General features: G+C 68.4%; 18 protein-coding genes. 9 read left to right on the top strand and 9 right to left on the bottom strand.

Annotation, left to right across the window (positions count from 1 at the left end; all coding sequences use genetic code 11):
- Positions 1-61: 61 nt before the first annotated feature.
- Together G6N49_RS03985 and G6N49_RS03980 are read left to right on the top strand one after the other, a co-directional pair.
- Positions 62-826, top strand: a complete 765-nt coding sequence (locus tag G6N49_RS03985) for an SDR family NAD(P)-dependent oxidoreductase (protein WP_011768330.1) — start codon at positions 62-64, stop codon at positions 824-826.
- Positions 823-1,563, top strand: coding sequence for an SDR family NAD(P)-dependent oxidoreductase (locus G6N49_RS03980; RefSeq protein WP_011856302.1), 741 nt, complete (start codon positions 823-825; stop codon positions 1,561-1,563). Before G6N49_RS03985 ends, G6N49_RS03980 begins: the two co-directional genes overlap by 4 nt.
- On the opposite strand, the gene G6N49_RS03975 is transcribed toward G6N49_RS03980, so the two are convergent.
- The 5 genes from G6N49_RS03975 to G6N49_RS03955 form a co-directional block, all read right to left on the bottom strand.
- Entirely contained in the window at positions 1,560-2,903 is a 1,344-nt protein-coding gene (locus tag G6N49_RS03975) for an HNH endonuclease signature motif containing protein (protein ID WP_083045230.1), read from the bottom strand. The two genes, G6N49_RS03980 and G6N49_RS03975, sit on opposite strands and share 4 nt — an antisense overlap.
- A gap of 122 nt (positions 2,904-3,025) precedes the next feature.
- The gene (locus G6N49_RS03970) at positions 3,026-3,793 is read right to left on the bottom strand and encodes an enoyl-CoA hydratase/isomerase family protein (protein WP_011856304.1); all 768 of its coding nucleotides are present in this window, start codon (positions 3,791-3,793) and stop codon (positions 3,026-3,028) included.
- Positions 3,794-3,823: 30 nt separating this feature from the next.
- Positions 3,824-4,915, bottom strand: a complete 1,092-nt coding sequence (locus tag G6N49_RS03965) for an acyl-CoA dehydrogenase family protein (protein ID WP_041925103.1) — start codon at positions 4,913-4,915, stop codon at positions 3,824-3,826.
- Positions 4,902-5,717 carry an acyl-CoA dehydrogenase family protein gene (locus G6N49_RS03960; protein ID WP_011561200.1) on the bottom strand — a complete coding sequence of 272 codons (816 nt, stop codon included), beginning with the start codon at positions 5,715-5,717 and terminating at the stop codon, positions 4,902-4,904. Before G6N49_RS03960 ends, G6N49_RS03965 begins: the two co-directional genes overlap by 14 nt.
- Positions 5,695-7,116, bottom strand: a complete 1,422-nt coding sequence (locus G6N49_RS03955) for a class I adenylate-forming enzyme family protein (RefSeq protein WP_011856305.1) — start codon at positions 7,114-7,116, stop codon at positions 5,695-5,697. Before G6N49_RS03955 ends, G6N49_RS03960 begins: the two co-directional genes overlap by 23 nt.
- A gap of 108 nt (positions 7,117-7,224) precedes the next feature.
- Here G6N49_RS03955 and G6N49_RS03950 point away from each other — a divergent pair, with 108 nt between their 5' ends.
- Positions 7,225-7,542 (top strand): 2Fe-2S iron-sulfur cluster-binding protein, encoded by a 318-nt coding sequence (locus G6N49_RS03950; RefSeq protein ID WP_011561202.1) that lies wholly within the window; start codon positions 7,225-7,227, stop codon positions 7,540-7,542.
- Here G6N49_RS03950 and G6N49_RS03945 read toward each other — a convergent pair.
- The 4 genes from G6N49_RS03945 to G6N49_RS03930 form a co-directional block, all read right to left on the bottom strand.
- Positions 7,530-8,576, bottom strand: coding sequence for a CaiB/BaiF CoA transferase family protein (locus G6N49_RS03945; protein WP_011856306.1), 1,047 nt, complete (start codon positions 8,574-8,576; stop codon positions 7,530-7,532). The genes G6N49_RS03950 and G6N49_RS03945 overlap by 13 nt on opposite strands.
- Before the next feature lie 124 nt (positions 8,577-8,700).
- Complete coding sequence (locus G6N49_RS03940) at positions 8,701-9,657, bottom strand: LLM class F420-dependent oxidoreductase (protein ID WP_011561204.1); 957 nt, start codon at positions 9,655-9,657, stop codon at positions 8,701-8,703.
- Between the two features lie 82 nt (positions 9,658-9,739).
- The gene (locus G6N49_RS03935) at positions 9,740-10,138 is read right to left on the bottom strand and encodes a cobalamin B12-binding domain-containing protein (RefSeq protein ID WP_011561205.1); all 399 of its coding nucleotides are present in this window, start codon (positions 10,136-10,138) and stop codon (positions 9,740-9,742) included.
- 16 nt (positions 10,139-10,154) lie between these two features.
- Entirely contained in the window at positions 10,155-11,732 is a 1,578-nt protein-coding gene (locus G6N49_RS03930) for a methylmalonyl-CoA mutase family protein (RefSeq protein WP_041925105.1), read from the bottom strand.
- A gap of 212 nt (positions 11,733-11,944) precedes the next feature.
- On the opposite strand from G6N49_RS03930, the gene G6N49_RS03925 reads away from it, so the two are divergent.
- From G6N49_RS03925 to G6N49_RS03900, 6 genes are all read left to right on the top strand, one after another.
- A complete protein-coding gene (locus tag G6N49_RS03925; protein ID WP_011561207.1) occupies positions 11,945-12,802 on the top strand; it encodes an SDR family oxidoreductase in 858 nt (285 codons plus the stop codon).
- A complete protein-coding gene (locus tag G6N49_RS03920) occupies positions 12,799-14,313 on the top strand; it encodes a class I adenylate-forming enzyme family protein (RefSeq protein WP_011856308.1) in 1,515 nt (504 codons plus the stop codon). The genes G6N49_RS03925 and G6N49_RS03920 overlap by 4 nt, the downstream gene beginning before the upstream one ends.
- On the top strand, positions 14,310-14,621 hold the full coding sequence (locus G6N49_RS03915) for a hypothetical protein (RefSeq protein ID WP_011561209.1): 312 nt from the start codon (positions 14,310-14,312) through the stop codon (positions 14,619-14,621). Before G6N49_RS03920 ends, G6N49_RS03915 begins: the two co-directional genes overlap by 4 nt.
- Positions 14,622-14,632: 11 nt before the next feature.
- A complete protein-coding gene (locus G6N49_RS03910; RefSeq protein WP_011561210.1) occupies positions 14,633-16,093 on the top strand; it encodes an adenylate/guanylate cyclase domain-containing protein in 1,461 nt (486 codons plus the stop codon).
- A 69-nt stretch (positions 16,094-16,162) separates the two neighbouring features.
- Positions 16,163-17,473, top strand: coding sequence for an MFS transporter (locus tag G6N49_RS03905; RefSeq protein WP_011856309.1), 1,311 nt, complete (start codon positions 16,163-16,165; stop codon positions 17,471-17,473).
- A gap of 54 nt (positions 17,474-17,527) precedes the next feature.
- Positions 17,528-18,826 carry an MFS transporter gene (locus tag G6N49_RS03900; RefSeq protein WP_011561212.1) on the top strand — a complete coding sequence of 433 codons (1,299 nt, stop codon included), beginning with the start codon at positions 17,528-17,530 and terminating at the stop codon, positions 18,824-18,826.
- The last annotated feature ends 7 nt before the right edge of the window (positions 18,827-18,833 follow it).

Raw genomic sequence — 18,833 nt, 5'->3', positions numbered from 1 at the left:
GCGTCGGATGAGAATAGTATTCTCTCAGGACGAGAGTCATCGTTGCAAGAAGGAGAAGCGCATGCAGATTGCCGGTAGCTCAGCGATCGTCGTCGGGGGCGCAGGTGGACTGGGTGAGGCGACGGTGCGCCGACTGCAGGGCGCCGGCGCGAAAGTGGTCGTCGCCGACCTGGCCGACGAGAAGGGTGCGGCGCTCGAGAAGGAACTCGGTGTGCGGTACGTGCGCACCGACGCAACCTCCGAGGAGTCGGTGAACGCCGCGATCGCAGAGGCCGAATCGATGGGCCCGCTGCGGATCTCGGTGGACACCCACGGCGGCCCCGCCAGCGGCGGCCGGCTGATCGGCAAGGACGGTTCACCCCTTGACCTCGACGGATTCAAGAAGACGATCGAGTTCTACCTGACGGCGGTGTTCAACGTGATGCGGCTGACGGCCGCGGCGATCGCGAAGTCCGAGCCACTGGAAGAGGGCGGCCGCGGCGTCATCGTCAACACCGCGTCGATCGCCGGGTACGAGGGACAGATCGGCCAGCTCCCGTACTCGGCGGCCAAGGGCGGGGTGCTCGGGATGACGCTGGTGGCGGCGCGTGACCTGTCACCGTTGGGCATCCGGGTCTGCACGATCGCGCCGGGGACGATCAACACGCCCGCCTACGGCAAGGCGGCCGACCAGCTGGAGCAGTACTGGGGTCCGCAGGTGCCGTTCCCCAAGCGGATGGGCCGCTCGACGGAGTACGCGCAACTGGCGCAGAGCATCATCGAGAACGACTACCTCAACGGTGAGATCATCCGCCTCGACGGAGCGCTTCGGTTCCCGCCCAAGTGAGTCTCGCCGGGAAGGTCGCCTTCGTCGCCGGCGCCAGCCGTGGCATCGGCGCGACGGTGGCGAAAGCCCTCGCCGCAGAAGGCGCCGCCGTGGCAGTCGCCGCCCGGTCCGAGCAGCCGGGCAAGTTACCGGGGACCATCCATACGGTGGCCGAGTCCATCACCGCGTCCGGCGGCCGTGCGCTACCGGTGTCGTGCGACGTCACCGATGAATCGTCGGTGGAAACCGCAGTGGCCCAGACTATTTCGGAATTCGGCGGAATCGACATCCTGGTCGCGAACGCCGGGGTGCTGTGGCTCGGCCCGATCGAGTCGACGCCGCTGAAGCGTTGGCAGCTGTGCCTGAACGTCAACCTCACCGGCGTGTTCCTCGTGACGAAGGCAGTCATCCCCCACGTGCGCGCGCGTGGCGGCGGATCCCTGATCGCGGTGACGACCACCGGCGTGACCATGACCGACCAGGGTTCGAACGCGTACTGGGTGTCCAAGGCCGCCGCCGAACGGCTCTACCTCGGGCTGGCGGCCGACCTGCGGGCCGACAACATCGCGGTGAACTGCCTGAGCCCCTCGCGCGTCGTGCTCACCGAGGGCTGGCAGGCCGGCGGCGCGGGCATGGAGATCCCACCGGAGATGGTCGAGCCCCCGGAGGCCATGGGGCGCGCGGCCGTATTACTGGCGGCCCAGGACGCCAGCGGGATCACCGGAACGATCCAACGCTCCGAAGAGGTTGTGCGCTAGTCGGGTTCGTCGTCGTCTGCCTTGTCGGTCAGGTAGCGGTGGGGGTGGAAGTGGTTGTTGATGCGGGGTTGGCCGGTGTCCTGTTCCTTGGGTGGGGTCCATTGGGTGCGGCCGTTACCGGGCCGGTGGGTGGTCCATCCGGTTTTCTCGATGAGCAGGTTGGCGGGTTGACACGCCAGGGTGAGGTCGTCGATGTCGGTGCGCCCACCCTGGGAGTAGTCGTCGGTGTGGTGGGCTTCGGTCCAGTAGAACGGCACGGTGCAGCCGGGGTGGGTGCAGCCTCTGTCGCGAGCGAACAGCGCGAGGCGTTGGGCGGTCGACGCCGTGCGGCGGGCGCGGCCGAAATACAAGATTTCTTCGGTGTGGTCATCGAACACCGCCAGGTAGTGCCGCGAGTGGGCGGCCATGCGGATCAGATCCCGGATGGGGATCTTGTTGCCGCCGCCGGTGTGGGCCCACCCGGCGGCACGTTCAAGCTCGCTGAGCGTCATCGTCGCGACGATGCTGGCGGGAACGCCGGCGATGTGACCAAGGGACCCCGACTGCACATGGTCCCGCATTGCTCGGGTGAGGGCGTCGTGGTTGCGCTGGCCGGTGGTGCGGTCGTCGCGGCCGGTGTGGGCGTCATCGTGGGGCAGGTTGGTGCCGGGGGCGGCGTATTTGGCGGCGATGACGTCCCAGTGCGCGCGGGCTTCGGGGGTGAGCCAGCCCGAGACCCGGCTCATCCCGTCGGCCTGCTGGCGCCCGACGGTGAACTCACGGCGGCGTTGCTGGGTCTGGTGGTCAGGTTCGGCGCCGTCCTGATCGATGAACCCCAGCAGGGTGTCGGCGACCTTGCGGAAGTCCTCGGGCCGCAGTGCGCTGGCGTGACCGACCAGGTCGCGTTCGTAGCGGTCGCGGCGCTCCCAGGACACCCATGCCGGCAGTTTCTTGACGAACTCCTGAATGATCCGCACATGGGCGGTGCCGATGTCGCCGCGGGCGACCGCATCCGCGGTGTGGGCCAACTCGGTCTGCACCCGCTCCCCGGTCAAGGTGTAGCGCGGCCCCAACTGGCGCGCGTCGGTGAGCCGCTCGCCGGCGGTTTTGTCGGAGATGCGCAGGCTGCTGGTGAGCAGTTTCTTCAACGATGTGGCACCCCAATCCCGGGGGTTGGCCTGATCGACCAGGCGGGCGGTCAACGCGTGGTCGATCGCCAGATCGCGGCGGTGGCCACGTTCGCGCAGTTCGATGACTTCCAGGGTTTGAGCGGCGCTCAGCGAGTCCACCGGCAGCGCGGCGAGTGCGGCGCGGGCGGCTTCGAATTCGGCGAATGCCGCGACGACTGCTGCCCCATCCATACTTCGAACACTAGTTCGAACCACCGACAAAACGGCCGGCGCTGTGACTGTGGAAACCACTGTGACGAAAGAGGTTTCGAGACTCGGCGCGGGTGCGCAACTGCTGCGAAATCCGCGGCGCGTCAGTTGTTCTTGGCGTTGAGCTTTCCGACGATCGTGCGGAAGTCCTCCGTCTGGAACGACTGCTCTTCTGCGGTGTTGGCGTAGTCGAGGCTTGCCAGCACGGCCCGCTCGAGGTGGATGTTGAGCAGCCGCTTCGTCGACTCGAGCGCCTGGCGCGGCATCTGCATCATCTTCTCCGCGCAGGCGATGGCCTCGGCGAGCGGATCCTCGACGATGTGGTTGGCCAGGCCCAACTCGGCGGCGCGCTGCGCCGGGATGCGGGTTCCCGTCATGGCGAACTCCTTGGCCAGCAGCAGGCTGATGTGCAGCGGCCACGTCAGCGGACCGCCGTCGGCGGCCACCAGGCCCACCTGCACGTGCGGATCGGCGAAGTACGCCGTCGGCGCCATGTAGACGATGTCGCTCAAGGCGACCAGGCTGCAACCCAATCCGACGGCGGGCCCGTTCACCGCGGCCACCACCGGAATCCGGGTGCGGGTCATGCCGAGCACGATCTCGCGACCGTGCAGGATGGTCTTGGCCCGCAGCCTCCCGTCCTTACCCAGCTCGTCGAGGTAGGCGAAGTCACCGCCGGCCGAAAACGCCCGTCCCGCACCGGTGATCACCGCCGCCCGCGCGTCGAGATCCTCGTTGAGGCGCGGCCACAGTTGCGCCAGGCCACAGTGCAACGAGTCGTTGACCGCGTTGAGCGCATCGGGCCGGTTGAGCGTGATGATCCGCAGCGGACCGTCCGCGGTCACTTGGATTTCGTCAGGCATGTCGTACATGTCAGGCTCCTCTGCTCTTCGCGCGGGCGCTCATCGCACTCCCAGTCCCAGGATTCGTGACGCGATGATGTTCTTCTGGATCTGCGACGTCCCACCCATCACGCTTTGCGCGCGACTGTAGAGGTAGGCGCTCAACAGGTCCGGATCCTTGGTTCCGCTGACCGAGAGCGCGGCGTGGCCCACCGACTGTTCGGTCCACGTCATCAGCAGCTTGTCCAGCGAGCCCTGCGGGCCGTGGGTGATGCCGTCGAGCTGCTCGGACAGCCGGCGGCGGACGTGCAGCCGCAGCATCTCGGCCTCGACCGCCGCCCACACCAGATCCTCCGGCGGCCGGCCGTCGACCCGGGCGGCCATCTGCCGCACCAGCTTTCCGTACCTGGCCGAATAGCCCAGCGTCGACGGTTCGCGTTCGTGGCTGACGACCGTCATCGCCAGCGCCCAACCCTCCCCCGGCGCGCCGATCATCTGGTCGGCGGGCACCACGGCGCCGTCGAATGCCACCTGTCCGAATTCGGTTGTCACGCCGTTGATCATCTTCAGCGGTCGCTGTTCGATCCCCGGCTGGTGCATGTCGACGATGAACGCCGAGATGCCCTTGTGCCGCGGCACTTCCTTGTCCGTGCGGGCGAGCACCAGACACCAGTCGGCGATGTCGGAGTAGCTCGTCCAGATCTTGTGGCCGTGGATGAGGTAGTTGTCACCGTCGCGCGTGGCGGTGGTGGTCAAGGACGCCAGGTCCGAGCCCGCGCCCGGTTCGCTGAAGCCCTGGCACCAACGCTCGGTGCCGTTGATCATCCCCGGCAGGAACCGCTGCTGCAGTTCCTTGCTGCCGTGGTGTCCCAGGCCGACGACGAGGTAACCCAGGCTGGGCCGCGGCGGGGCGCCGGCGCGTGCGAGCTCCTCGTCGACGATGACGTCGTAGACCGGCGGGAGGTCCTGCCCGCCGAACTCGCGCGGCCACGAGGTGCCGAAGAACCCGGCGGAGTACAGCGCCTGATGCCACTCCCCCTGCCGCGCCCAGTAGTCGTCACCGGAGGCCGCGAAGGCCTTGGCGTTGTCGGTCAGCCAGTTCCTCAACCTGTCCCGGAAGGCTGCCTCTTCGGGTGAATCACGAAAATCCAAGATCGATGTCCTCCAGACGTACCGGCCACAATTCGGTCGAAGTCAGAACGCGCCGCAAGTACACGTGCGCAAGGCATTCCCAGGTGTTCCCGATGCCGCCGTGCACCTGGATCGCGGTCTCGCACACGGTGCGTGCGGCACGGGCGCAGTAGAGCTTGGCGTACCGGCCGGCGCGCACCGCCTCGGCGCCGGGAAGTTCGTCCACCGCCCATGCGGCGTGGCGCTGGATCGACACCGACCCCTCGATCAGCGCGAGGCCCTCGGCGAGCAGATGCGCGATCGCCTGGTAGGACCCGATCGACTTACCGTACTGTTCACGGACTTTCGCATAATCGACGGCCAGCGCGTGGGCGCCCCTGGCCGCGCCGAGGATGTCGGCCGACGTGGTGGCCAGCGCGAGGGCATGCCAGCGCTGCGCGTCTTCCGGGGAGAGCTCGGAGAGTTCGGCGGGCGCTTCGGACACTCCGGCCGCACTCCCCGTCAGGTCGACATCTCCGGGTGCGCCGGCAGGCGTCGACGGTGCGCGGCCCAGTAGCCGGCCGAGGTCGTCGGACAGGGCGGGGCCGAGGAACGGCACATCGACCAGGCCGCGCCCGAATTCCTCCGCCACGACGGCGACTTCGACGCCCGACGCGCCGTCGGAACGCAGCGCCCGCCACCCCGTCGATTCGACCGTCTTCTCCAGACGGGCGAGCCGCGCGGAGTCCGCGAGATCGGCGACCGAGCCCGGCCCGAGATCGTCGGCGAGTTTGGCTGCGGCGTCGCGCAATTGCTGCTGTTCAGCTGTCAGACGTACATCCATGCTGCTCCTTCAACACTCGGCGCAGGACCTTCCCGGAAGGCAAGCGCGGAATCGCCGGGACGAAGACCACCCGGCTCGGTCGCTTGTAAGACGCCAGCGTTCCGGCGACGAGTTCGGTCAACTCGTCGGCGGGGACGTCGCTGTTGGTGGTCACGGCGGCGACCACGGCTTCGCCGTCGGTGGGGTGGGGTTCGCCGAAGACCGCACAGTCCTCCACGGCGGGGTGTCCGTGCAGCACCGCCTCGACCTCGGCCGGCGCCACTTGGAAACCCCTGACCTTGATCATCTCCTTGGAGCGGTCGGTGATCCGCAGCCAGCCCTCGGCGTCGAGGCGTCCGACGTCGCCGGTGCGGTACCAGCCGTCGGCGAACGCCGCCGACGTCGCTTCCCGCGGCAGGTAGCCGGCCATGACCGAATCCGACCGCACCTGGATCTCCCCCACCTCGCCCGGACCCAGTGGCGTGCCGTCGTCGAGCGACACGATCCGCACCCGCACACCGGGCACCGGCTTGCCGACGGTGTCCAGTCGCGCACCGGTGACGGGATTGGCTGCGATGACGGGCAACTCGGTGGTGCCGTAGGCGGCCACCCACTCGACTCCGGTGCGCCGGGTGACGTCGTCGGCGACACTCTTGGTGACCGGCGTGGCGCACCACATGATGTAGCGCAGCGACGACAGGTCGTAGCTCTCCAGCTTCGGGTGCGCGGCCAGTGCCAGCGCGATCGGCGCGACGGCCATCTCGATGGTGATCCGGTCGGATTCGACGTGGTGCAGCATCGTGTCGATGTCGAAGCGGGGGTGCAGGCGGAGCCAGGTGCCCGTCTCGAGCGCCATGACGATGTTGAGAAGGCCGAGGATGTGCGACGGCGGCGTCATGATCTGCATCCGGTCGGCCGACGACAATTCCAGTGCGTCGCGCCAGTGCCGCACCGCGGCCGCGAACGCGCCGTGCGTGTGCCGGACGGCCTTGGGCATCCCAGTCGTTCCGGAACTGAACACGAACAGCGCGTCGGCGCCGGGATCGACGGCGTCGAATTCGCGGCGCCCCGGTGTGACGGGTTCGTCGAGGTGCAGCATCGGCATGTGCTCGGCGAGGACCGGATGGTCACCGACGGCGTGACTGGGCCGGGTCAGCTCCAGCGCGTGGGCGACCTCGGCGTGTTTCCACGCGGGGCTGATGAGTACGGCGGCGGCGCCCAGGTTCCAGATTCCGCGCAGTGCGGCAACGAATTCCGGCCGGTTCGACGACATCATCGCCACCCGGTCGCCCGCCCGGACGCCACGCTGCTCCAGGCTGGTCGCCATACCGCTGGCGAGCGCGTCGAGTTCGTTCAGGGAGTACTCGCGCTCCCCGAAGGCGAGGGCGGCAGCATCCGTCACGTGTCGGCCATCGCTCACCGCCGCCGGACCCCTCCTGGACGCCGTACATTGCACTTGAGAACAGCCTATCATTTCGGGAGAATAGAGTTCTCCATATATCAGAACCACCATGCTCGAAGGAGTCACATGACGGCCGATCCGATGCCCGCGGTGCCCGACGGCGGGGCCGGCACCGAGGTCACCATCGTGCTCGACCGCAAGACGCTGTCGGTGGCCCAGGTGCCCGGCGAAACACTGCTCGAGAGCGCACGCAGGGCCGGTATGTCGCCGCCGTTCTCCTGCGAGGCCGGCAACTGCGGGACCTGCATCGCCAAGCTCACCGAGGGCACCGCCACCATGCGGGTCAACGACGCGCTCGACGACGACGAGGTGGCGGACGGATACGTGCTGACCTGCCAGGCGGTTCCGGACACCGCCAGAGTGTCGGTCACCTACGACGACTGACCGGTGGCCGCCTCCGGAAGTTGTGGCGGCGGGCGGTAATCGGGTCGGTAACCGGCGATGCGGATGGGGCTGCCGACCAACCGGAAGTCACCGGCGGTCACGAGTGCCTCCGGTGTCTCGTCGAGCGCGTCGGGTAACCCGCGAACGGCCGCGGCCGGGATGCCGAGGGGGCGCAGGCGCGCCTCCCATCCCTTCGCGGTGTCCTTCGCGAGCGCCTCGGTGACGACGGCGAGCACCTCCTCACGCTGCGCTGCCCGTTCGGCCATGGTGGGGTAACCCTCGAGCCCGGCCTCGGACGCGAACAGCCGCCAGAACCCGTCGTGGGTGATGAACAGCGCCAGATAACCGTCGGCGGTCGGGAACAGTTGCGCCGGAACGTAGAACGAATGCGCGCCGTTGGGATGGCGACGCGGCGCCACCCCGTCGTTCAGGTATGCCGCCGCCCGGTAGTTCAGCTGCGAGAGCATCACATCGCGCAGGGAGACGTCGACCTGTCCGCCGCGACCGGAGACGATCATCGCGAGCAGACCGAGGGCGGCGGTCAGCCCGGTCGAGTTGTCGGCCGACGAATAGCCCGGAAGCGTCGGGGGGCCGTCGGGCTCGCCGGTCATCGCCGCGACGCCGGTGGCCGCCTGGATCACGTAGTCGAACGCCGGATCGTCCCCGCCGTCCAACCCGAACCCCGTCATCGCCACGCACACGATCTTGTCGTTGTGCTTCCGCAGCGCCTCGTAGGTCAAACCGAGGCGGCGGATCACCGACGGTTTCATGTTCACCAGCAGCGCATGCGATTCCGAGACCAACTCGCCCAGACGTCGTTGCCCGTCGGCGGACTGCAGATCCAGACAGACGCTGCGCTTGTTGCGGTTGAGGCTGGCGAAGTAGCTGTCGCTGACCTGGCGCGAAATCTCACCGCCGGGCGGCTCGACCTTCGTCACCTCGGCACCCAGGTCCGCGAGCATCATCGTCGCGTACGGGCCGGCCAGCATGACACCGACCTCGAGGATCCGGATGCCGGCCAGCGGGCCGTTCACCGGGACCCTCGGCTCTTCGCGCAAGCGCTCATCGGGACCCTCGGCTCTTCGCGCAAGCGCTCATCGGGAGCCTCGGCTCTTCGCGCAAGCGCTCATCGGGACCCTCGGCTCTTCGCGCAAGCGCTCATCGCACCTGCTTGCCGAGCTCGGCGATCACCTCACGGGTGCGGTACTTGGAGGCGATCAACTCGTCACGGGTGTCACCGATCGGCAGCAGCCGCACGGACAGATCCGTGACCCCGGCATCGGCGAACTGCTTGAACCGCGCCAGGATCGCGTCTTCGTCTCCCGCGGCGCACAGATCACCCACGTTGCGCGCGTCGCCGCGGTCGAGCAGCCGCTGATAGTTGGGTGACGTCTCGGCCTCGGCCAGGATGCGATTGGCCCGCTCTTTGGCGGCGTCGATCTCGGAGTTGGCGCACAGGCACACCGGGATGCCCGCGACGATGCGCGGCGCCGGCCGGCCCGCGTCCGCCGCAGCCTTGGTGATCTTCGGGGCGATGTGGTCACCGATCGCCTTCTCGTCGGCCATCCACAGGACCGTGCCGTCGGTGAGTTCACCGGCCAGCTGCAGCATCACCGGACCGAGTGCGGCCACCAGGACCGGCATCGGCGTATCGGCCTGCAGCACAGTGGGATTGTGCACGGTGAAGGAATCGTTCTCGACGTCCACGTCGCCGGGTCCGGCCAGTGCCGCGTTGAGCACCTCGAGGTAGTCGCGCGTGTAGGCGGCGGGCTTCTCGTAGGGCAGGCCGAGCATGTCCCGCACGATCCAGTGGTGCGACGGACCGACACCGAGCGCCAGGCGGCCACCGGCCATGGCGTGTACCGACAGCGCCTGCCGCGCCAGCGCGATCGGGTGCTGTGCCTGCAGCGGCACGACGGCGGTCCCGAGTTCGATGCGCGACGTGTGCGCGGCCATCACCGCGACCATCGTCAGACAGTCGAAGTCGTTGGGCACCTGCGGCATCCATGCGGTGTCCATCCCCGCCGATTCGGCCCACTGGATGTCGGACACCAGTTTGGTGACCTTGCGCGCCATGTCGCCGCGCTCGGCACCGATCATCACACCGAGTCTCATCGGTACTCCTCCGCCGAACGTGCGGTCAATGCGAAAAATCGGCCGAAAAGTCGCAGTGGGCGCACGTTCGGCGCCAGAACCGTCACTGGGCAACCTCACCGGTCAGCTTGCGCACCTCGGTGACCAGCGTCTCCAACGGTGTGCCGGTCGGGAAGACCGCGGCCGCACCGGCTTCGAGCAGCTTCGGCACGTCGGCCTGCGGGATGGTGCCGCCGACCACGACGGCGATATCGCCGGCGTCGGCCGCGCGCAGCGCGTCGACCGTCCGCCGGGTCAGGGCCAGGTGGGCACCGGAGAGGATCGAGAGCCCGACCACCGCGACGTCCTCCTGCAGCGCAATCGACACGATGTCCTCGATGCGTTGACGGATACCGGTGTAGATGACCTCGAAGCCGGCGTCGCGCAGGGTGCGCGCGACGATCTTGGCGCCTCGGTCGTGGCCGTCCAGGCCGGGTTTGGCGACGAGAACACGAGTCGGCATCCAGAACACCCCCCTTCTAAAAGACGACAGGCTGCTGGAATTCGCCCCACACCGCTTTGAGCGCCGAGACCATCTCGCCGACGGTGCAGTACGCCTTCGCGCAGTCGATCAGTTTGTGCATCAGGTTGTCATCACCTTCGGCCGCCCGGGACAGTGCCGCCAACGTGGCCGCCACCGCATCGGCGTCACGGTCCGCCTTGACCTTCGACAGCCGCTTCAGTTGCAGATCGCGGCCTTCGGCGTCGAGTTCGTAGGTGTCGATGTCCGGTGGTGGTTCGTCGGTGACGAACTTGTTCACCCCGACGACGGGCCGCTCTCCGGACTCGACCTCCTGGTGGAGCTTGTAGGCCTCGTCGGCGATCAGCCCCTGCAGGTAGCCGTCCTCGATCGCGCGGACCATACCGCCGTGCGCCTCGAGGTCGTGCATGATCTCGACGATCTTGGCCTCGGTGGCATCGGTCAGCGCCTCGACGAAGTAGGAGCCGCCGAGCGGATCGGCCACCCGGGTCACGCCCGTCTCGTAGGCCAGGATCTGCTGGGTGCGCAGGGCGAGGGTGGCGGACTCCTCGCTGGGCAGGGCGAACGGTTCGTCCCATGCGGCGGTGAACATCGACTGCACGCCGCCGAGCACCGAAGCCATCGCCTCGTAGGCGATCCGCACGACGTTGTTCTGCGCCTGCGGGGCGTACAGCGACGCGCCGCCGGAGACACAGCCGAACCGGAACATCGACGCCTTGTCGCTGGTCGACCCGTAGCGCTCCCGCACGATCGTCGCCCAACGCCGCCGTCCGGCACGGTATTTGGCGATCTCCTCGAAGAAGTCGCCGTGGGTGTAGAAGAAGAACGAGATCTGCGGTGCGAACTTGTCGATCGACATCCGGCCGCGTTCGACCACCGTGTCGCAGTAGGTGACGCCGTCGGCCAGCGTGAACGCCATCTCCTGCACGGCGTTCGCGCCCGCGTCGCGGAAGTGCGCCCCCGCCACCGAGATGGCGTTGAACCGCGGCACCTCCGCGGCGCAGAACTCGATGGTGTCGGCGATCAGCCGCAGCGACGGCTCCGGCGGCCAGATCCAGGTGCCGCGGGAGGCGTACTCCTTGAGGATGTCGTTCTGGATGGTGCCGGTGAGCTTCTCGCGCGGCACGCCGGACTTCTCCGCGGCGGCGACGTAGAACGCCAGCAGGATCGCGGCGGTGCCGTTGATGGTGAAGCTTGTGCTGATCTTGTCGAGCGGGATCCCGTCGAACAGGATCTCCGCGTCGGCCAGGGTGTCGACGGCGACACCGACTCGGCCGACCTCCTCGCCGAACTCGGGATCGTCGGAGTCGTACCCGCACTGGGTGGGCAGGTCCAGCGCCACCGACAGGCCGGTACCGCCCTGATCGAGCAGGTACCGGTAACGGCGGTTCGACTCCTCCGCCGTGCCGAAACCGGAATACTGCCGGAAGGTCCACAACTTGCCGCGGTATCCCGACGCGAAGTTTCCGCGCGTGAAGGGATAGGTGCCGGGCGCGGGCGGTTCGCCGCTCCGATCGCCCGGCCCGTAGACGGGCTCGAGCGGGAGGCCCGAGGAGGTCTGCACGAGGTCGCTCATCAGTGGATAACGTACTTGCAAAAAATGAGAATGCCAATACCGCAATCGGGAAGGGCGAGACAGCGGCACCTGTTCGGCACCCGCCGGCGGTTGACCCCACACCCGTCGACACCCCAGCGCCCACCTGCACCGGCGCATGCGACACAATCGCTGGATACGTCACTTGCAGAAAATGAGAATGGCAATACCATCGAGGTGAGTCGAGGAGGCCCATGCCCAGCGAACAACGGGTGCCCAGCCAACGGACGTTGACTGATCGCACCCTGGTGGTGTCCGGTGGAAGCCGCGGCATCGGTCTGGCGATCGCGATCGGCGCGGCCCGCCAGGGCGCCAACGTCGTCTTGCTCGCCAAGACCGCCGAACCGCACCCCAAACTGCCCGGCACCGTGCACACCGCCGTCGCCGACGTCGAGGCCGCCGGCGGTAAGGCCGTCGCCGTAGTCGGGGACGTCCGCAAGGAAGAAGACGTCGCGCGCGCCGTCGACACCGCGGTCGAGCACTTCGGCGGCATCGACATCTGCGTCAACAACGCCAGCGCCATCGCCACCGAACCGACCGAACAGCTGTCGGCCAAGAAGTTCGATCTGATGATGGACATCAACGTCCGCGGCACCTTTCTGCTGACGAAGGCCTGCCTGCCGCATCTGCGCGAATCGCCCAACCCGCACGTGCTCACGCTGGCACCGCCGCTGAACATGAACCCGCACTGGCTGGGCGCCCACCCGGCGTACACCCTGTCGAAGTACGGGATGACACTGCTGTCGCTCGGCTGGGCTGCCGAATACGCCGAGGCTGGGATCGCGTTCAACTGCCTGTGGCCGGAGACCTACATCGCCACCTCGGCGGTGGCCAACATCGGCGCCGACGCACTGAAGACGTCGCGTGATCCGCAGATCATGGCCGACGCCGCGGTCGAGGTGCTGTCCCGCCCCGCGCGCGAGACCACCGGTCAGTGCTTCATCGACTCGGCCGTGCTCGCATCGGCCGGGGTGAGCGACCTGTCGCGTTACGGTGGCGGAGACAACCCGACCCTCGACATCTTCGTCGACAAGGCACTGGACAAGTCATGAGTATCTCGCTGCTGCTCGAGATGTCGGTCTCGGCCGACCCGGAGCGGACCGCCGTCGTCTCCGACGGCCTGCGGTTGTCCGTCGAAGAGCTGTCCGCACTGGCCGACGGGGGCGCCGGCGTCATCGCGAAGTCCGGCGCGGCGCACGTCGCCTACGTCGGCACCGGCGGAGTCCTGCTGCCGCTGCTGTTGTTCGCCTCGGCCAGGGCCGCGATCCCGTTCACCCCACTCAACTACCGGCTCAGCCGCGAGGGCCTGCACGAACTCATCGCTCGGCTCCCCGATGCCCTGGTGATCGCCGACCCGGAGTACCGGGAGGTCGTCGCGGGTGCGGGCAAGCAGCTGATGGACTCCGAGGAGTTCCTCGCCGCCGCGCGGACGGCCGAACCCACCGCGGAGTTCGCCGACCCCGACTCGGTGGCCGTCGTGCTGTTCACCTCGGGTACCACCTCACGCCCCAAAGCCGTTGAGCTGACCCACAACAACCTGACCAGCTATGTGACCGGCACCGTCGAGTTCGCCTCTGCCGACCCGGAGGACGCCGCGCTGATCTGTGTACCGCCGTACCACATCGCCGGCGTCGGCGCCGCGATGTCGAATCTGTACGCGGGCCGGAAGATGGTGTATCTGCGGCATTTCGACGCGCGCGAGTGGATCCGGCTGGTCAGCACCGAGGGCGTCACCACCGCCACGGTCGTGCCCACCATGCTCGACCGCATCGTGTCCGCGCTGTCCGAGGAGCCGGTGGCGCTGCCCACGCTGCGCAACCTGGCCTACGGGGGTTCCAAGGTGGCCCTGCCGCTGGTGCGCCGAGCCCTCGAACTGCTGCCCGGCGTCGGATTCGTCAACGCCTACGGGCTCACCGAGACCAGCTCCACGATCGCGGTGCTCGGCCCCGACGACCACCGCGCCGCACTCGCCTCCGACGACGCGGCGGTGGCGCGCCGACTCGGCTCGGTGGGTCAGATCGTGCCCGGTATCGAGGTACAGATCCGCGCCGACGACGGCACCGTGCTCGGCCCCGGGGAGACCGGCGAGCTGTTCGTGCGGGGCGATCAGGTCTCGGGTCGCTACACCGACATCGGCTCGGTGCTCGACGCGGACGGCTGGTTCCCCACCAAAGACGTTGCCTCCCTTGATGAGGACGGCTACCTGTTCATCGGCGGCCGCTCCGACGACACCATCATCCGCGGCGGGGAGAACATCGCACCCGCCGAGATCGAGGACGTGCTCGTCGAGCACCCCGACGTGCGTGACGTCGCCGTCGTCGGCCCCGAGGATCCGCAGTGGGGGCAGATCATCGTCGCGGTGGTGGTGCCGGCTCCCGGCGCGGACCCCGACGCCGACGATCTGCGCGCGCACGTGCGCAAGCACCTACGCGGCTCCCGCACCCCCGACCGGGTGGTGTTCCGCGCCGAACTACCCACCAACGCCACCGGCAAGGTGCTGCGCCGCGAACTGATCGAGGAATACGCTGCCGCAGCAAGAGACCCCGAGAAGGAGCCCGCATGATCAAGAACGGCACCCGCCTGAAGAGCCAGGTGTGCGACACCCAGGTGATCGTGGTGCGAAGCGCCGAGAGTCTCGACGATCTGCGCGCCGGCGGTGCGCCGATGGTGCCGCTGGACAGCGCGAACGGGGCCGACCCGTCCGACCTCGCCATCGACCCGGCCCTGTCGGACGGCAACGTGATGGGTAAGCGCTACGTCGACGACAACGGCGCCGAGGTGCTGGTCACCAAGGCGGGCGCCGGCACCCTGTCCGTCGGCACCACCCCGCTCAACCTCAAAGAGGCCAAACCGCTTCCGGCCAGCGACTGACCCACCGGTCGGTGCGCGCCAGGTACGCGGCGGGTCTGGCGACCGCATTCTTGCTGACGGCCGCCGAGGTGACCGCGATCGTCGTCACGCTCGGTGTCGAGCGCGTCGCGGGCGCGGAGGCGCTGCTGACCGCGCGCAACCTGTTCGCGGTGGTGGGTCTCATCGCCGCGGGAGTGCTGGGCACCACGGTGGGGGGTCTGGCCGCGCTGGCACCGGCGTTCCGGCGGTTGTCCGACGGGCGAGACTCGCCCGAATCCCGACGTGCCACGACGAACATCACCGCGCGGCTGTCCGCGGCTCTGCTGACCCCGTGGGCCGTGGCGGCCGGTGTGCTGATCGCCCTCAACCTCCGGGCGGGCGCCGAGCCCCTCCTCGTGATCATCACGGCCGCGATGTTCGGCGCCACCGCCACCGTGTGCACCGGTTTCCTGTTCACCCAGCGCACCCTGCGACCGTTGATGGCCGTGCTGACCACCGAAGTCGACCAGGCCGAGGTGGTACCCGGTGTGCGCGGGCGGCTGGTGCTCATGTGGACCGTGTGCACCGCCCTCCCCGGTGCGGGCATCGTGACGCTGGTGGCCCTGCAGCGCCTCGGCCTGCTGGTCGACGATCCCGCGTCGATCGAGCTGCCGGTGCTGGTGCTGGCGCTCGTCGCCGTGCTGCTCGGCCTGCGGACGTTGATCGTGGTGTCCCGGTCGATCTCGGATCCGGTGCACGACGTGGTCGAGGCGATGGGTGAGATCGAGCGTGGCGGGGCCGGACGGCTGGTCGACGTCTACGACCGGTCCGAGATCGGGCATCTGCAGAGCGGTTTCAACCGCATGGTGATCGGATTGCAGGAGCGCGATCGCCTCCGTGACCTGTTCGGCCGCCACGTCGGACCGGAGGTGGTGCGCCGCGCCGAGGCGGCGACCGGCGCCGAGGGCGGCGTGCGTTACGCGGCAATCCTTTTCGTCGACCTGGTCGGCTCGACCCGGCTGGCCATCGGGCGCGACCCCCAACGGGTCGCCGAGTTGCTCAACGACTTCTTCCAGGTCGTCGTCGCCGCGGTCGACCACCGGCACGGACTGATCAACAAGTTCCAGGGCGATGCCGCCCTCGCCGTGTTCGGCGTACCGCTTGCCATCGACCGCCCCGCCGACGCAGCCCTGGCGACCGCCCGCACTCTGGCCGCTCAGTTGCGAAGCCGGCCATTGGATTTCGGCATCGGCGTCTCGGCGGGCCCGGTCTTCGCCGGGAACATCGGCGCGGAGAACCGCTACGAGTACACCGTGATCGGCGACCCGGTCAACGAAGCCGCGCGCCTGGCCGACCAGGCCAAGGCCTCCGATGAGCGCGTGCTGTGCTCCGGGGCGGTCTGCGAACGTGCCGATCCGCAGGAACGGTCGCACTGGAGCGCGCAGGGTGAGGTGCTGCTGCGCGGCCGGGTGGATCCGACGCCGATCTTCACCCCGTGTGAGAACACACGTTAGTTTCCGGACAAGATCGGGAATGCTCGGTCCCAGCAGTGCTGGGGTCGACGTCGCGATCGAGGAGCAGCCATGGCCACCATCGACGGACACCGCCCGCGGGAGGCAGAACCGCTCGCGGTGCGGCGCGCGGTGCGGGGCGCCGCGATCGGCAACACCGTCGAGTGGTTCGACTTCGCGATCTACGGCTTCCTCGCCACCTACATCGCGGAGAAGTTCTTCCCCACCGCCGATGACACCGCCGCACTGCTCAACACCTTCGCGATCTTCGCCGCCGCCTTCTTCATGCGGCCGCTCGGCGGGTTCTTCTTCGGCCCCCTCGGGGACCGGATCGGGCGTCAGCGTGTGCTGGCCCTGGTCATCCTGCTGATGTCGGCGTCGACGTTCGCGATCGGCCTGCTGCCGAGCTACGACGCCATCGGTGTCGCCGCCCCGCTGCTGCTGCTCCTGCTGCGGTGTCTGCAGGGATTCTCCGCCGGCGGCGAATACGGTAGCGGCGCCTGCTATCTCGCCGAATTCGCACCGGACCGCCACCGCGGGTTCGTCGTGAGCTTCCTGGTGTGGTCGGTCGTGGTCGGATTCCTGCTCGGGTCATTGACGGTCACCGCGCTCGAGGCGGTGCTCGACGAATCGGCGATGGACTCCTACGGGTGGCGCATCCCGTTCCTCATCGCCGGCGTGCTGGGCGGCGTCGGACTCTACATCCGGTTGCGGCTGGGTGACACACCGGATTTCGAGGAGCTCAAGGAATCCGGCGAGGTGTCCACCTCACCGCTCAAGGATGCGGTGAGAACCTCGTGGAAACCGATCCTGCAGATCGCCGGGCTCGTCATCATCCACAACGTCGGCTTCTACACGGTGTTCACCTACCTGCCGAGCTACATGACCGAGACGCTCGACTTCACCAAAACCGATGCGTTCCTCTCGATCACCGTGGCCAGTGTGGTCGGATTGGTGCTCATCCTCCCGCTCGGCGCACTGTCGGACCGCCTCGGCCGCAAACCGTTGCTGATCGCGGGTGCGGTGGGCTTCGCCGTCTTCGCCTATCCGCTGTTCGCACTCTTCAACACCGGATCGCTGCTCGGCGCGATCGCCGGACACGCCGGTCTGTCGGCACTCGAGGCGCTGTTCGTCGCGGGCTCACTGGCCGCGGGCGCGGAGTTGTTCGCCACCCGGGTGCGCTCCAGCGGCTACTCGATCGGCTACAACACGTCGGTGGCGCTGTTCGGCGGTACCGCACCGTATGTCGCGACCTGGCTCACCGACCGCACCGGAAACGAACTCGCACCGGCCTACTATCTGATCGTCGCCGCCGTCATCTCGTTGGCCACCATCCTGACCATGCGCGAAACCGCCACCCGCCCACTACGGATGCGGGTCTGACCGACCCGCGAAAAGCCTTGCCGGGCCGTGGATCGGCCGATAGTGTCCGAATGCATGGCAGCGACCAGTGCCACCGCCACCGTCGGCACGTCGCCGCTGCGGGTCGCGTCGGCCAGTTTCATCGGAACGACCGTCGAGTACTACGACTTCCTGATCTACGGCACCGCGGCCGCGCTGGTGTTCCCCAGACTGTTCTTTCCCGACGTGTCGCCGGCCACCGGACTCCTGTTGTCCTTCGCGACGTTCGGGGTCGGCTTCGTCGCCCGCCCGTTGGGCGGCATCGTCTTCGGCCACTACGGCGACCGGGTGGGACGCAAGCGGATGCTGGTCTACTCGCTGCTCATCATGGGCACCGCGACGGTGCTCATGGGTGCCCTGCCCACCTACGCGCAGATCGGTGTCGCGGCGCCGATCCTGTTGACGCTGTTGCGGTTGGCACAGGGCTTCGCCGTCGGCGGTGAGTGGGGCGGCGCCACCCTGATGGCCGTCGAACACGCCACACCGGACCGCAAGGGGCTGTACGGGGCGTTCCCGCAGATGGGCGCCCCCGCCGGTACGGCCACCGCGACGTTGGCGTTCTACGCCGTCTCGCTGCTGCCCGACGAGCAGTTCCTGTCCTGGGGTTGGCGGATCCCGTTCCTCGCCAGCGCCGTGTTGATCGTCATCGGCCTGGTCATCAGGCTCTCGCTGGCGGAGAGTCCCGAATTCGCGGCGGTGCAGGCCCGTGCCGCGGTCCTGCGGTTGCCGATCGCCGTGGCGTTCAGAAGACACTGGCGGCAGATCCTGCTCGTCGCCGGGGCGTATCTGTCGCAGGGGGTGTTCGCCTACATCTGCGTGGCGTACCTGGTGTCCTACGCCACCACCGTGGCCGGGATCGACCGTGCCCAGGCACTTCTCGGTGTCTGTGTGGCCGCCGTGGTCGCGGTCGTGATGTATCCGGTGTTCGGCCGGGTGTCCGACGCCGTCGGCCGCAAACCGGTCTTCCTGGCCGGCGTGATCGCGATGGGCATGTCCGTGCTGCCGGTCTTCGCGCTGATCAACACCGGTAGGCCGGGGCTGTTCCTGCTCGCGCTCGTGCTGGTGTTCGGGTTGGCGATGGCACCGGCGGCCGGCGTGACCGGATCGCTGTTCAGCCTGGCATTCGACGCCGACGTGCGCTACAGCGGTGTCTCGCTGGGCTATACGCTCTCGGCGGTGGTCGGATCGGCATTCGCACCGACCATCGCCACGGCCCTGTACGCGGCGACCGAATCCAGCGATTCGATCGCCGCCTACATGATCGCGGTGTCGGTGATCTCGGCGGTGTCGGTCAGCCTGATGCCTGGGCCCTGGCGGCAGCCCCGGGTCAGGTGACACCGAC

It is taken from the genome of Mycolicibacterium monacense (assembly GCF_010731575.1).
Lineage (GTDB): Bacteria > Actinomycetota > Actinomycetes > Mycobacteriales > Mycobacteriaceae > Mycobacterium > Mycobacterium monacense.
Note: the sequence above shows the minus strand (reverse complement) of the source record. Positions and strands in the feature narration are given on the sequence as shown.

Bases quoted from the DNA above. Each gene is read 5' to 3' on its own strand.
- G6N49_RS03985 (WP_011768330.1), top strand. From the start codon at position 62: ATGCAGATTGCCGGTAGCTCAGCGATCGTCGTCGGGGGCGCAGGTGGA.
- G6N49_RS03975 (WP_083045230.1), bottom strand. From the start codon at position 2,903: ATGGATGGGGCAGCAGTCGTCGCGGCATTCGCCGAATTCGAAGCCGCC.
- G6N49_RS03970 (WP_011856304.1), bottom strand. From the start codon at position 3,793: ATGTACGACATGCCTGACGAAATCCAAGTGACCGCGGACGGTCCGCTG.
- G6N49_RS03960 (WP_011561200.1), bottom strand. From the start codon at position 5,717: ATGGATGTACGTCTGACAGCTGAACAGCAGCAATTGCGCGACGCCGCA.
- G6N49_RS03950 (WP_011561202.1), top strand. From the start codon at position 7,225: ATGACGGCCGATCCGATGCCCGCGGTGCCCGACGGCGGGGCCGGCACC.
- G6N49_RS03940 (WP_011561204.1), bottom strand. From the start codon at position 9,657: ATGAGACTCGGTGTGATGATCGGTGCCGAGCGCGGCGACATGGCGCGC.
- G6N49_RS03935 (WP_011561205.1), bottom strand. From the start codon at position 10,138: ATGCCGACTCGTGTTCTCGTCGCCAAACCCGGCCTGGACGGCCACGAC.
- G6N49_RS03930 (WP_041925105.1), bottom strand. From the start codon at position 11,732: ATGAGCGACCTCGTGCAGACCTCCTCGGGCCTCCCGCTCGAGCCCGTC.
- G6N49_RS03925 (WP_011561207.1), top strand. From the start codon at position 11,945: ATGCCCAGCGAACAACGGGTGCCCAGCCAACGGACGTTGACTGATCGC.
- G6N49_RS03920 (WP_011856308.1), top strand. From the start codon at position 12,799: ATGAGTATCTCGCTGCTGCTCGAGATGTCGGTCTCGGCCGACCCGGAG.
- G6N49_RS03915 (WP_011561209.1), top strand. From the start codon at position 14,310: ATGATCAAGAACGGCACCCGCCTGAAGAGCCAGGTGTGCGACACCCAG.
- G6N49_RS03905 (WP_011856309.1), top strand. From the start codon at position 16,163: ATGGCCACCATCGACGGACACCGCCCGCGGGAGGCAGAACCGCTCGCG.
- G6N49_RS03900 (WP_011561212.1), top strand. From the start codon at position 17,528: ATGGCAGCGACCAGTGCCACCGCCACCGTCGGCACGTCGCCGCTGCGG.